At 70.6% G+C, this 13,257-nt stretch carries 10 protein-coding genes; 5 read left to right on the plus strand and 5 right to left on the minus strand.

Translation table 11 applies throughout. The annotated features are described in order from the left end of the window. Positions 1-28: 28 nt before the first annotated feature. The 5 genes from dctP (at position 29) to ABL308_02075 (ending at position 5,769) form a co-directional block, all read left to right on the plus strand. A complete protein-coding gene (dctP, locus tag ABL308_02055; GenBank protein ID XBQ16666.1) occupies positions 29-1,126 on the plus strand; it encodes a TRAP transporter substrate-binding protein DctP in 1,098 nt (365 codons plus the stop codon). Continuing rightward, on the plus strand, positions 1,123-1,674 hold the full coding sequence (locus ABL308_02060) for a TRAP transporter small permease (protein XBQ16667.1): 552 nt from the start codon (positions 1,123-1,125) through the stop codon (positions 1,672-1,674). Before dctP ends, ABL308_02060 begins: the two co-directional genes overlap by 4 nt. Next, positions 1,674-2,939 carry a TRAP transporter large permease gene (locus ABL308_02065; protein ID XBQ16668.1) on the plus strand — a complete coding sequence of 422 codons (1,266 nt, stop codon included), beginning with the start codon at positions 1,674-1,676 and terminating at the stop codon, positions 2,937-2,939. The genes ABL308_02060 and ABL308_02065 overlap by 1 nt, the downstream gene beginning before the upstream one ends. Before the next feature lie 33 nt (positions 2,940-2,972). Then, on the plus strand, positions 2,973-3,659 hold the full coding sequence (locus ABL308_02070) for a hypothetical protein (protein XBQ16669.1): 687 nt from the start codon (positions 2,973-2,975) through the stop codon (positions 3,657-3,659). A 163-nt stretch (positions 3,660-3,822) separates the two neighbouring features. Further along, positions 3,823-5,769, plus strand: coding sequence for a DEAD/DEAH box helicase (locus tag ABL308_02075; protein ID XBQ16670.1), 1,947 nt, complete (start codon positions 3,823-3,825; stop codon positions 5,767-5,769). Here ABL308_02075 and ABL308_02080 read toward each other — a convergent pair. From ABL308_02080 to ABL308_02100, 5 genes are all read right to left on the minus strand, one after another. After that, on the minus strand, positions 5,766-6,428 hold the full coding sequence (locus ABL308_02080) for a M23 family metallopeptidase (protein ID XBQ16671.1): 663 nt from the start codon (positions 6,426-6,428) through the stop codon (positions 5,766-5,768). The two genes, ABL308_02075 and ABL308_02080, sit on opposite strands and share 4 nt — an antisense overlap. Before the next feature lie 46 nt (positions 6,429-6,474). Then, positions 6,475-7,308 carry a dihydropteroate synthase gene (gene folP, locus ABL308_02085; GenBank protein XBQ16672.1) on the minus strand — a complete coding sequence of 278 codons (834 nt, stop codon included), beginning with the start codon at positions 7,306-7,308 and terminating at the stop codon, positions 6,475-6,477. A 120-nt stretch (positions 7,309-7,428) separates the two neighbouring features. Further along, a complete protein-coding gene (locus tag ABL308_02090) occupies positions 7,429-10,686 on the minus strand; it encodes an error-prone DNA polymerase (GenBank protein XBQ16673.1) in 3,258 nt (1,085 codons plus the stop codon). A gap of 197 nt (positions 10,687-10,883) precedes the next feature. Further along, positions 10,884-12,413, minus strand: a complete 1,530-nt coding sequence (locus tag ABL308_02095; protein ID XBQ16674.1) for a DUF6504 family protein — start codon at positions 12,411-12,413, stop codon at positions 10,884-10,886. Then, entirely contained in the window at positions 12,349-13,185 is an 837-nt protein-coding gene (locus ABL308_02100; protein XBQ16675.1) for a hypothetical protein, read from the minus strand. Before ABL308_02100 ends, ABL308_02095 begins: the two co-directional genes overlap by 65 nt. Positions 13,186-13,257: the final 72 nt, after the last annotated feature.

The raw sequence follows: 13,257 nt of genomic DNA on the forward strand, positions 1-13,257 counted from the left end.
TCAAAAGGCGCGCCGGGGGGAGGCGTCGATGCGACGCAGACAGTTTCTGGGCCTGGCCGCCGGGACCGCGGGCGCTTCCGCGCTCGGCGCCTGCGAACGCCCGCCGCGCGACGAGGCCGAGCTTTACGGCCGGGCCGTCGCCCAGGCGCCGCCGCGCACGCCCTGGGACGCGCAATGGCGCAATTTCGAAGCCAATATCGCGAAAAACCCGACGCTGAATTTCGAGTACTTCACCAAGGCCGAGCTCGGCGACGAGGAGCGCATGCTCCACGATCTCAGGCGCGGCCGGGTGCATGTCGGCGGGATGAGCCTTCAGGGGCTTTCAAGCTCCATCCCCGAGCTGACGATCGCCATGGCGCCCTATCTGTTCGACAGCCGGGAAGAAGTCGACTTCGTCTACGACCAGCACCTGTTCGGCATCGTCGACGAGCTGGCCCGGCGGCAGAACCTGCGCCTGCTGCAATGGGTGGAGGTGGGCTGGACCCATGTCTTCGCCGACCGCCCGCTCACCCATCCCGACATGGCGGCGGGCCTTCGCATGCGCACCAGCCCGAACGCCGCGGCGCGGTATTTCTGTGAGGCCGCCGGCATGGACGCGATCCCGCTGGGGATCGCCGACGTGGTGCCGGCGCTGCAGACCGGCCTGGTGCAGGGCGGGCTGTCGAGCGCGGTGTTCCACTTCTTCTCAACGCTGGAGCTGGCGACCCATTTCACGCTGACCTACCACTCCTACGACACCGGCGCGATCGTGCTGAACAAGGACTGGTACGAGGCCGCGAGCGCATCGCAGAAAGCCACGATCGACACCGCCTGGGGCAGCCCGGCAGAAGCGCGCGCCGGGGTGCGCGTGCTCGACGACGTGGTGCTGGCCTGGATGCGCGAGGGCGTGCAGCGCGACAGGGAGGGAAACGTCGTCCGGCCTCTGGTCACCACCGCCGGCGAACCCGTCCAGGTCCACGATCTGAGCGAAGACGAACGCGCCGCCTGGAAAGCCGAGACCGTGAACGTGGTCGATCGGCTGGTCGAGACGATCGGCGGGCGCTCGCGCGAAGTTTACGAGGCGATCCTCGCAGGCAAGGCGGAATTCGCCCGGATGCAGGCGGGCGCGGGAGGGACCGGCTCGTGAGCGCGCTTTTGAGAACCATCGGCCTTGTCGAGCGCTGGATCACGCTCATCGCCTTCGCCCTGATGGCGCTGTCGCTGATGGCCGACGTGATCAGCCGGCGGCTGTTCATGACCGGGCTGATCGGGGCGACCGAAGTCGCCGTGGTCGGCATGGTCGCGGTGGCCATGTTCGGCATCGGGGTCGCCACCGACGAGGGCGCGCATCTGCGCCCGCGCCTGTTCGACGCCCTGATCCCCGCCGCGCTGAGCCCGATGATCGACCGGATCGCCAGCGCGGTGACGGGGCTGTTCTTCGCGGTCTTCGCAGGGCTTTCCGCCTGGATGGTGATCCAGAGCTTCGTGCTCGGCGACCGGACCGAGATCCTGCGTGCGCCGATCTGGACCCTGCAGGCGATGATCTTCCTCGCGTTTGCGACCAACGCGGTGCGCTTTTTCATCTACGCCGCACGGCCGGATCTCAAACCCAGCGAGGATTTCGAGGAATCGAGCGCGGGCGCGGCGGAAGGCGATCCGCATGATCCCAAGACCGGCGAGCAGGAGCGGCCCTGATGGAGATGTGGCTGCTCGTCGGACTGATCGTCCTTCTGATGGTGCTGCGCCAGCCTGTGCTGGTGCTTCTGGGGTGCGCGGCGCTGTTCGTCTACTCGGTCTGGAACGACGGCCGGCCCGAATACGCGGTCTACGACGTCTGGTTCGCGGTGAACCAGGAGGTGCTGCTCGCCATCCCGCTGTTCGTGCTGGCCGGCGCGATCATGAGCCGGGGCACGATCGCCGAACGCATCATCGATCTGATGCGCGAGATCACCCGGCCCATCCCCGGCGGGCTCGCGCTGGCCGCGGTGCTCAGCTGCGCAGGCTTTGCGGCGATCTCGGGCAGCGCGGCGGTGACGCTGCTGGCGGTCGGCGGGATCATGTACCGCGCGCTGATCGAGGGCGGATATTCGAAAAGCTTCGCCATCGGCGCGCTATGCTCGGGCGGCGTGCTCGGGATCATCATCCCGCCCTCCATCCCGCTCATTCTTTACGGCTACATCACCCAGGTCTCGATCGCCCAGCTCTTCATCGCAGGGATAGGCCCGGCTCTGGTGCTGGTCGCGATCTTCGCGGTCTACGCCTTCGTGCTGAATTTCAGGCGCCGCGAGGGCGGCTGGCGGGTCTCCGGCTTCATCCGCGCGATCCGGCGCTCGATCTTCGCCCTGCCCATCCCGATCATCATTCTGGGCGGCATTTACGGCGGGATCTTCACCGTCACCGAAGCCGCCGCGGTCGCGGTCGTCGTCGCGGTGCTGGTCGAGGTGCTGCTGCATCGCGACCTCTCAATGGCCGACCTCAAGGCCGTGACGGTGGAATCCGGCAAGCTGCTGGGTTCGCTCTACCCCGTGCTCGCCTTCGCGTTCTCGCTGAACGTCTTCCTCACCGCCGAGGGCGTGCCCCAGGCGCTGGTGGCCCAGCTCAACGACGTGATCGACAGCAAGGTCGAGTTCATGCTGCTGGCCAACGCGCTTCTGCTGGTCGTCGGCATGGTGATCGACGTGGGCTCGGCGACGCTGGTGCTCGCCCCGCTGCTGCAGCCGCTGGCCGAAGCGCAGGGCGTCGATCCGGTCCATTTCGGCATCATCATGATCGTCAATCTGGGGATCGGCTATCTCACCCCGCCGCTGGGCCTCAATCTCATCGTCGCCATGGCCGCCTTCAAGGAAAGCTTCTGGACGGTGACCAAGGCGGTCCTGCCCTTCATCGGGCTCATGCTCGGCGGGCTGATGATCATCGCCTTCGTGCCCGAGATCGCGCTGATGTTCGCGCCGGGCGGGTAGGCGAAGGGCGTGAAGTCGCGATAGACTTCTCGCATGCGTATGATCTTCATACTGGCTGCGATGAGCGCAGCGCCCGTTCTGGCGGGATGCATGACGTCGGCCGTCGTTCTCGCCTCCGCCCAGAGCGCAGTCGCGAACGCCGCGACCGGCCCGGACGATGAGCAGTTCCAGCAGATATGCGAGCGCTATGGCGGGCTGAAACGAGAGTTCGAGCCCGCCCTTTCCGCAGGCGCGCGCACCTACACCGCCTCTCGCTACCCGAACGTGGAGTCGGGGTGCTTTGACGCCTGCAAGGCCATGCTTGACGCCGGCTACGCCTTCGTCGACGTCATCAAGACCGACGAGCGCCGGCAGTTGCGGCGAGGCTATGTCGTCGACCGCTATGCCCCCGATCCTGACACCGGCGAGATCGTCCATCTGGGCCGGATCGAAGCGCCGACCGCGCCGGTGGAAGCGGTGGCCGTCGGATCGCCCATGTTCTTCGGTCGCTCCATCGAGGTGGAGCTGGAAGACGGCGACTTCAACACGGGCGGCTGGCGCACGCCGCGCATTCGCGGACGCGCCTTCGGCCGGATCGAGGGCGCTTTCCAGGGCGTGCGGCGTGTTTCGGACGGCGCGCTTCACGGCGAAGGGCGGTTCACCCTGCGCGGAGCCGCTCGGGACGTGTTGAACGGCGCCGATCCAGTCGTGGCGTCCTGCCCGCCGCGGTCCGGTCTTTAATGGTTATCGGAGCGCGCCGAGCGATCACCGCGTTTCCCAAGCGTTCGAAAAGCTGATATAGCCGCCGCTCTTTCGCGCGGGGTCTCCGCGCGCGGGCGGCGTTCCGCCCTCACGACGCATACGCCGCAACGCGCTGAACGACGCGCGGCGAGACTGGACCCACATGACCCTGCCTGAAGACCTGCCGTCCGCGCTCCGAGCCGCGCTGGAGACGAAAGGCTATGCCGCCCTCACCGAGGTGCAGGCCGCCGTGCTCGCCGAAGACGCCGCCGGGCGCGACCTTCTGGTCTCCGCCCAGACCGGTTCGGGCAAGACCGTGGCCTTCGGCCTGGCCATGGCCGCCGAGCTGCTCGCCGGCGAGGAGTCGCTGCCCGCCGCGGGCGCGCCGCTGGCGCTGGTCGTCGCACCCACGCGCGAGCTCGCCCTTCAGGTCCAGCGCGAGCTGGGCTGGCTTTATTCCGGCGCGGGCGCGCGCATCGCAAGCGCGGTGGGCGGCATGGATCCGCGCACCGAACGGCGCGCCTTCGAGCGCGGCGCGCACATCCTGGTGGGCACGCCCGGCCGCCTGAAAGACCATATCGAGCGCGGCGCGCTGGATCTGTCCCAGATCCGGGTCATCGTGCTGGACGAAGCCGACGAGATGCTCGATTTCGGCTTCAAGGAAGACCTCGAATTCATCCTCGACACCGCGCCGGACACCCGGCGCACGCTTCTGTTCTCCGCGACCGTGTCGCGGGAGATCGCGCGCATCGCGGAAACCTATCAGTCCGGCGCCCTGCGGATCTCCACCCTCAGCGCGACCGGCCAGCACGCCGACATCTCCTATGTCGCCCACGCCGTCGCCGGTCATGAGCGCGAGAACGCGGTCATCAACGTGCTGCGCTATCACGGCGCGCCGCGGGCGCTGGTGTTCTGCGCCACGCGCGAGGCGGTGAGCCGGCTCGCCGCGCGGCTGGGCAATCGCGGCTTTTCCGCCGTGGCGCTGTCGGGCGAGCTCAGCCAGGCCGAGCGCACCAAGGCGCTGCAGGCGCTGCGCGACGGCCGGGCGAGCGTGTGCGTGGCCACCGACGTGGCGGCGCGCGGCATCGACCTGCCGGGCCTCGATCTGGTGGTCCACGCCGAGCCGCCGAACAATTCAGAAGCCCTGCTGCACCGGTCTGGCCGCACCGGCCGGGCGGGCGCGAAGGGCGTCTCGGTCCTGGTCGTCGCGCATTCGCGCAAGGGCCGGGTCATCCGCCTTCTGCGCGAAGCCAAGGTCGAGGCCGACTGGACCCCTGCGCCGGACGCCGAGGCGGTGCGCGCCAAGGACCGCGAGCGCCTGGGCGATCATCCGGCTCTGGGCGAAGACCCCGCCGACGAGCGTCTGGCCGAAGCCCGGGAAATCCTCGAGCGCTTCGGGGCCGAACGTGTCGCGGCCGCCTTCCTGGCCGAGCTCGAACGCCGGCTGCCCGCGCCTGAAGAGGTGTCGGACGCGCCGGTGCGCGAGCGCGCCTTCCGCGAAGATCGCGGCGACCGGCCCGAGCGCGGCGAACGCCGCGAGCGCGCGCCGAAGGCCGACCGCGCAGGCTTCGAGCCGGGCGTCTGGTACGAGGTCAATCTGGGTCGCAAGCACCGCGCCGAGCCCCGCTGGCTCTTGCCGCTGATCTGCCGCGTGGGCGGGGTGACCGGCAACGATATCGGCGCGATCGATATCGGCGAGACCGCGACCCGGTTCGAGATCACCGGCCCCAAGGTGGCCGGGTTCGAAAAGAGCCTGAAAGAACCGCGCGAGCGTGACGAGAACGTCGTGGTCCGCCGCGCCGGCGACACCCCGCTCGAGCCCGCCGACCAGAGCGCGCCCGCACCCCGTGCCCGCCCGAAAAAGCCCGCCGCGCGGCCCCGCCCCGGCAAGGCCGAACGCGCCGCGATCAAGGCGAAGAAGTCCGAAGGCGCGCTCTACGAAGACCGCAAGCCGCGCCCAAAGGACAAAGCGCGTGGGGAGAAGGCGACCGGCGGCAAGGCGCGCGACAAGACGTCCCGCGACAAGACCGGCGCGCGCAAATCCTCCAAGCCGAACGACTGGGCGCCCTCGCCCGAACGCAAGCTGCGCCGGGTGAAGAAGCGGGACTAGCTTCCCAGCCCCGCCAGTTCGAGGCCGAACGGGTCGACGGGGTCGAGGCCGAAGCTCCTCGCCGGCGTGTCGTAGCGCCCGGTGAGGATGGCGTAGTGAAGATGCACCGGCACCCCGCCGGTGCCGCCCATCACGCCGAGTTCGACACCTTGTGTGACATAGGCGCCGGCGCGGACGCCCGGCGCGATCGAGGAGAGGTGCGCGTAGCGGGTGTAGACCCCGCGGCCGTGATCGATCAGCACCCAGAGGCCGAAATCGTGCCGGTCGCCGGTCTCGATCACCACCCCGTCGCCGGCGGCGAATATGGGTCCTATGCGATCGCGTGGGAACGGGGCGAGGTCGAGCCCTTCATGCGCGCCGCGTCCGAACCCCACGCCGCGATAAAGGCACACGTCCCGCGCCGGCGCTTTTAAAAGCGGCACGCCGTTGATCCGCACCACCGGCTGGTAGGCGAGGATGCGCCCGTCCGCGCCCGAGGCGGGCCGGGACGGCGGGGCGGGCTGGGGGCAGATTCTGAGGCTCGCCAGCGGTTCGAAGCCCGGTGGCGCGTCGTGAGAGATCACCGGTCCGCGCGGTGCGTCGAGCCTTGGCGCGGGCGGGCTGGCGCAGGCGGCGAGCGCCAGCGTCACCAGAACAATAAGGGCGAGCGGTGCGCGCATGGGCCTTCTCAGGCTTCGGACAGGCGCTGAGTGTCGCCGCGGCGGTTTAACGGCCGCTGAATCGGTCAATCGCGGCCTGCACCTTCAGCGCCTGCACGGTCTCGCGCACGTCGTGCACGCGAACCATGCCCGCCCCGGCCCGGGCGGCGTGCAGCGCCGCCGCGATCGAGCCGCCCAGCCGGCCTGCACCGGCGTCCGCACCTTCGTCCAGCGCGGCGATGAAGCGCTTGCGAGAGGCGCCGAACAGGATCGGAAAGCCCAGCCCGGCATAGTCCTCGATCGCGGCCATCAGCGCGAGATTATGCTCGACCGTCTTGCCGAACCCGATGCCCGGATCGAGCCAGATCGCCTCGCGCGCCACGCCGCGAGCCATCGCCGCACCGGCCCGGCGACCCAGGAAGGCGGCGACTTCGGTGACGACGTTTTCATAAGACGGCGCAGCCTGCATGGTGCGCGGCTCGCCCTGCATGTGCATCAGGCAGACCGCGCACTGAAGCTCGGCGGCGACCTCCAGCGCGCCCTCGGCCTGAAGCGCGTTGACGTCGTTCCACAGCGTAGCGCCGGCGTTCACGGCGGCGCGCGCGACGGCGGGCTTCATCGTGTCGATGGAGAGCTTCGCCTCCGGCCGGGCGGCGATCACCGCCTCGATCACCGGGACGACGCGGCGGATTTCCTCGGCCTCGCCGACGGGCTCGGCGCCCGGCCTCGTGCTTTCCCCGCCGATATCGAGCCAGTCCGCCCCGGCGTCCAGAAGCCTCAGCGCGTGATCGCGCGCGGCGTCCGCGGCGAGAAATTTCCCGCCGTCTGAAAAGCTGTCGGGCGTGACATTGACGATCCCCATCACCAGGGGAAGGCCGTCGGGGCGAGGCTGGATGCGCATGGCTGCGCGGGTAGCCCTGCGGGCCGGGCCGGTCAAGCGGGGCGGGGCTGGGCTGGACTGGGCATCCCTGCAGACGCGTAATTTATCGGAAAAACCGGCGCCCACTTTTCGGATCGCGCGTCAGTGAAAATCCCGGCTCGCGGGGATGATCTCCGCGCCGGGCGTGGCGAAGCCCTGACCGCGCTTGGCTTTCTCCCGCGCGTCCATGCCCGGCCTGGCGATCTCGTCGGCGTGGGAGAGGCCCGGATCGAACCCGCCTTCGGCGAGCCGGCCCAGAAGCCCCGTCCGGTCGATCAGCTGGTCGGCGACCAGATGGATCACCTCGCCCTCGCGCTGCAGCTTGCCGGTCACGGCCAGGAGCTTGGATCCGATCACCACCCGGCGGAATCGCGCGAACACGCTTTGCCAGACGATGACGTTGGCCACGCCGGTCTCGTCCTCCAGCGTGGCGAAGATCACCCCCTTGGCCGAGCCCGGCCGCTGGCGCACCAGCACCAGCCCGGCCACACCCACCCGCGTCCCGTCCCGCGCTTTGAGAAGATCGGCGCAGCGCGCATAGCCGGCCTCCTCGAAGACGGGCCTCAAAAAGCTCATCGGATGGGCCTTCAGCGATAAAGACAGCGTGGCGTAGTCGCGCTCCACCTCCTCGCTTTGCGCCATCACCGGCAGGCGCGCGCCGGAGACGTCCGGGCCGTGGCGCTCGCCGTCTGCTTCAAACAGGGGCAGGTCCGGGCCGGGCCGGGCGAGCGCGCGCCAGCCGGCCTGACGGCGGGTGAGATCCATCGAGGCGAAGGCGTCGGCGTTCGCCAGCCGGTCGGTCTCGCTGCGGATCAGCCGGGCGCGGCGGACCAGATCCTCGACCGTGTCGAACCGCCCGCCGGCCTCACGCGCCGCCATCACCCGCGCCGCCGTGATCTCGGCCAACCCCTTGATCTGCCGCAGGCCCAGCCGCACCGCGAAGCGGTTTCCCCCTTCCGGCGTCGGGGGCGGGCCGTCGAACGGGTCGAGCGGCTCCAGCGTGCAGTCCCAGTCCGACAGGTTCACATCGGCGGGCCGGACCACCACGCCGTGCTCGCGCGCGTCGCGCACCAGCTGGGCCGGGGCGTAGAAGCCCAGCGGCTGGGAGTTCAGCATCGCGGCGAGGAAGGCGTCGGGATAATGGCGCTTGATCCAGCACGAGACGTAGACGATCAGCGCAAAACTCGCCGCATGGCTTTCGGGAAAGCCGTACTCGCCGAAGCCTTCGAGCTGCTTGAAGCAGCGCTCGGCGAAATCGCGCTCATAGCCGTTCGCGATCATGCCGGCGACGAGCTTTTCGCCCATCTCCTGGATCGTGCCCGAACGCCGGAACGCGGCCATGGAGCGGCGGAGCCTGTCGGCTTCGGAGGGGCTGAACCCGGCCGCGACGATGGCGATCTTCATCGCCTGCTCCTGAAACAGCGGCACGCCGAGCGTCTTGCCCAGAACCTCCTCCAGCGCCTTTGAAGGAAACTCGACCTTCTCCTTGCCCTCGCGGCGCCTGAGATAGGGGTGGACCATGTCGCCCTGGATCGGGCCGGGCCGGACGATCGCCACCTCGATGACGAGATCGTAGAAGCAGCGCGGCTTGAGCCGCGGCAGCATGGTCATCTGCGCCCGGCTCTCGATCTGGAACACGCCCACCGTGTCGGCCTTGCAGATCATGTCGTAGACGACCGGATCCTCGGCCGGCACGCCGGCGACGCTCAGCGCCCGGCCGTACGCCTCCCCGACGAGATCGAGGGCTTTCTGCGTCGCGGTCAGCATCCCCAGGCCCAGAACGTCGACCTTCATCAGCCCCAGCGCGTCGATATCCTCCTTGTCCCATTCGATCGAGGTGCGCTCGGGCATGGCGGCCTTCCTGACCGGCACGATCTCGTCGAGCCGGCCGAGCGTGATCACGAACCCGCCGGGATGCTGAGACAGATGACGCGGGAAACCCTGAAGCGCGCGCGCCGCGCCGAGCGCCCGCCTGAGCGCCGGACTGTCGGGATCGAGGCCGAGCTCGTCGCGGATCACGTCGTCGGTGATCCCCTCGCGCCAGCCCCAGACGGCTTTCGAAAGCGCCGCGATGACGTCGCCGGACAGGCCGAACGCCTTGCCCGCCTCGCGGATCGCCCCGCGCGGGCGGTAGCAGGTCACCACCGCGGTCATCCCCGCGCGGCGGCGGCCGTACTTTTCATAGACGTACTGGATCACCTCCTCGCGGCGCTCATGTTCGAAGTCGACGTCGATATCGGGCGGCTCGCCGCGTTCGGCGGAGACGAAGCGTTCGAACAGCAGATCGATCCTGGAGGGATCGACCTCGGTGATCCCGATCGCGAAACACACCGCCGAGTTCGCCGCCGAGCCTCGACCCTGACACAGAATGCCCTGGCTGCGCGCGAAGCGGACGAGGTCGTAGACGGTGAGGAAATACGGCGCGTAATCGAGCTGCTCGATCAGGCCGAGCTCGTAATCGAGCGCGGCGCGCGTCTTGTCCGGCGTCCCCTCCGGCCAGCGGCGTTTCTCGCCTTCGGCGGTCAGCCGGCGCAGGGTCTGCATCGGGGTCTCGTTCTCCCCGATCACCTCGTCAGGGTATTCGTAGACGAGCTCGGTGAGCTGGAAGCTGATCCAGTCCGCCAGGCGCGCGGCCCGCGCGACCGCGTCTTCATAGCCTGCGAACAGGCGCACCATCTCGGCAGGCGGCTTGAGATGGCGTTCGGCGTTGACCTCCAGAAGCCGGCCGGCCGCCTCGATGCGCACATGCTCGCGAATACAGGTGACCACGTCCTGGAGGAGCCGGCGTTCGGGCCGGTGATAGAGCGCGTCGGTGCTGGCCACGGTCTCGATCCCCAGCCGGTGTGCGAGCCGGGCCTGGCGCATCAGCCGCGCCCCGTCCCTGCCGTCGAACCGGCGCACCAGCGCCAGGTGAACCGGGCTCTGAACCCGCCGGACGAAGGCCTCGGCGTGGTCGGTCCAGCCCTCGTCCTCCTCGGCGGGCGGGATCAGCACCAGCACCTGATCTTCGCCCAAGGCCCGCGCCGCCTCGCTCAGCCGCACCCGAGGCTCGCCCGGTTCGCCGGCGAACTGCGCGTCGGTCAGAAAGCGCGACAGCCGGCCGTAGGCGGGGCGGTTCTCAGGCAGGCAGACGAGCTCCACGCCTTCCTCGCAGACCAGCCGGCAGCCGATCAGCACCTTCACCCCGGCCTCCTTGCCCGCGAGATGGGCGCGCACCACGCCAGCGAGCGTGTTGCGGTCCGCGCACGCGACGGCGGTCAGCCCCAGAGCGGCGGCGGCCTCGACCATCTCATGGGGATGGCTGGCGCCGCGCAGGAAGGAAAAATTCGTCGCAGCGCAAAGCTCGGCGAAGCGGGTCATGGGCGGAGACCTGAGGGGGGGATGGGGGCGAATCTTCCCTCCCCCTTGCGGGGAGGGTGGGCCGGACCGCAGGTCCGGGCCGGGTGGGGGTGCGGCGCGAACATCTTCAGAAGACGGCGCTTGCGGCCCCACCCCACCCCCGGCCTTCGGCCGGACCCTCCCCGTCAAGGGGAGGGAAGAAGGACTTCCCACACCCATCACCCCGCCCCGTGCACGAACCAGCCGGGCTGGTCGGTCTCGCGGCCGTAAAGCCCTTCGCGGTAGAGCCAGAAGCGGCGGCCTTCGCCGGTCTCCACGCGGAAATAGTCGCGCACCTTGCCCGGACCCGAGCCGGGCGGATCGCGCCACCATTCCGGCGCGATGCGTTCAGGGCCTTCGGCGCGGGCGACCGTGTGGCGCACCCGCCGCCAGGTGAAGCGCCGCGGCGGGCCGTCTGGGATTTCCGCGACCGCCTCGGCCGGTTCGGCCCGGTCGAGAATGAGCAGCGGCCGGCGCTCGGTGCGCTCAGGCCAGCGGCCCGGCGGCGGGCCTTCCGCCCCCCACCCGGCGGACCGTTCGGGGATCCAGCTGTTCTCCGGCGAAGGACGCAGCGCCGCGCCCTCGCCCAGCCTTGCGTTCAGCCGGTCGGCGAGCCGGGCGGCCTCGGCCGCGCTCGCCCCGGCTTCGGCGGAGAGGTCGGTCTGGCCGGTCTCGATCCGGCGGGCGAGCGCAGCGCCGGCCTCGACCAGATCGATCCCGAAGCCGATATCGATCTCGGCCCGGTCGAGCCGTTCCTTCACCAGACGGGTCAGATGCGCAGCGTCCCGGCTGGGCGCGGCCGCCCCGACGATGAGATCCTTCGCCGCCCCGTCCACCCGGTAGAGCGTGAGCCGCAACCGGGTGAGGCCCAGCGCCTCGGCCTCCAGCGCATCGCAGAGCTTCCCGACCGCCCGGGCGCTCGCCTCCTTCAGCCCGTCCAGCGTCTGCAAAGGTTCGGCGAAGCGGACCCGCGCCCTCAGATCAGCCTGGGGGCTGAGCGGGCTCAGCGTTTCGCGTTCGGCGCCCGACGCCTGGTCGAGCCGGCGGACGAGATCGATCCCGAAGCGTCTGGCCAGCGCCGCCCGCGGCAGGGCGAGAAGATCGCCAGCCTTCAAAAGCCCGAACCGGCGCAGCTTTGCGGCCGTCTTCCCGATCCTGAGCGCCTCGACCGGCGCCTGATCGAGCGCGGGGCGGACCGCGTCCACGCTGGTCCAGCCCTCGCCCGCGCCCGGCGCGCCGAACCGGGCGAGCGCCCAGGCGAGCCCGATCGTGGGGGCGGCCGCCGCGCTCGCCTGCAGGCCCAGCGCGCGGGTCTCCTCCACGAGCCGGGTCAGAAGCGCGTCCTCGCCGCCGAAGACCTGTGCGCAGCCGGTGATGTCCAGAAGCACGCCGTCCAGCCCCGGCGCGCCGGGATCGGCGGCGGTCCAGGGCGAGAACCGTCCGCACCAGCGGGCGAGGCGGATGAGCGCGGCGCGGTCGGCGTCCGGATCGGCGGGTTTGGCTGAAAGTTTCGGCGCGAGCGCGCGCGCGTCGGCCACGCCCATGTTGCCCGCGAGCCCGGCGGCCTCGGCGTTTTCGGTGAGGGCGTAAAGCCGTTCGCCCCCCGCCCCGGTCAGGGTGAGGACGAAGGGCCGGTCCTCGCTGTCAGCCGGCCGCGGCTTCAGCCGGTCGGTCGGCCAGCGCGGCAGGCTCAAGGCGGCGTAGCGCATCGTCTTCCCATTCCAGTTCCAGCGCGCCGGGCGGTCCGCCCCGGCGGCGTTCGAGCACGGCTTTCAGGCGCAAACTCCCCAGCCCCGGCAGGCCGCCCGCCCCGCGCCAGGGGGCGGGTTTTCCCGGCGCGGCGGCGACCGCCCAGCGGGTGAGCGCGGCGCTGCTCCCCGCCCCGTCATGGCTGCGGATCACCAGGATCTGGCCGCGCGACGTCTTCGCCGCCGCGTGCAGCCGGCGCGAGGCGGACAGGTCGTAGGCGCTCGCCGCGCCCGCCTCGCCCAGCACCAGCGCGCCGGCGCGCAGCGCCTCCTCCATGGCCCAGAGCGCGTCAGCGCCGGGCCGGGCGCGCACCAGGGTCAGCCGTCCCGGATCGATCCCGGCCTGCGCCAGCCCGTCCGGGCACGGCGCGCCGAAATCGAGCCGCGGCTCGCCCGCCGCACGCACCCAGACCAGCGCCCGCCCGCCCGGAAGGCCGGCGAGCCAGCGCGCCGCGAACGCATAGGCGGCCGGCGCGTCGAGATAGCTCTGCGGCCGGAGATCGTGCAGACCCGCCTCGGCCCTGAATTCGGCCAGCGGATCGGGATCGTTCGCCGGCTGAACCGGTTCCGGCGGGGCGAGCCGGGGCCGGCCGGGATCGACGAAACCCCCGCCCTCCGCCTCGAGGCGGGCGATCTTCGCCTTCAGCGCGTCCAGCCGGGCCCGGCGCGGGCCGGACCGGCCGGGCTGAAGGCGCACTGATCGTGTCGCGCGGCTGTCGGCTGCGCGGTCCATGAGACGCTCCGTGACAAGGCTCGCCGCGGGGGCGCTCACGCCGCCCGTCGGTCTTTCATCGTTTGGTGTTCT

This window comes from Oceanicaulis sp. (genome assembly GCA_040112665.1).
Classification (GTDB): Bacteria; Pseudomonadota; Alphaproteobacteria; order Caulobacterales; family Maricaulaceae; genus Oceanicaulis.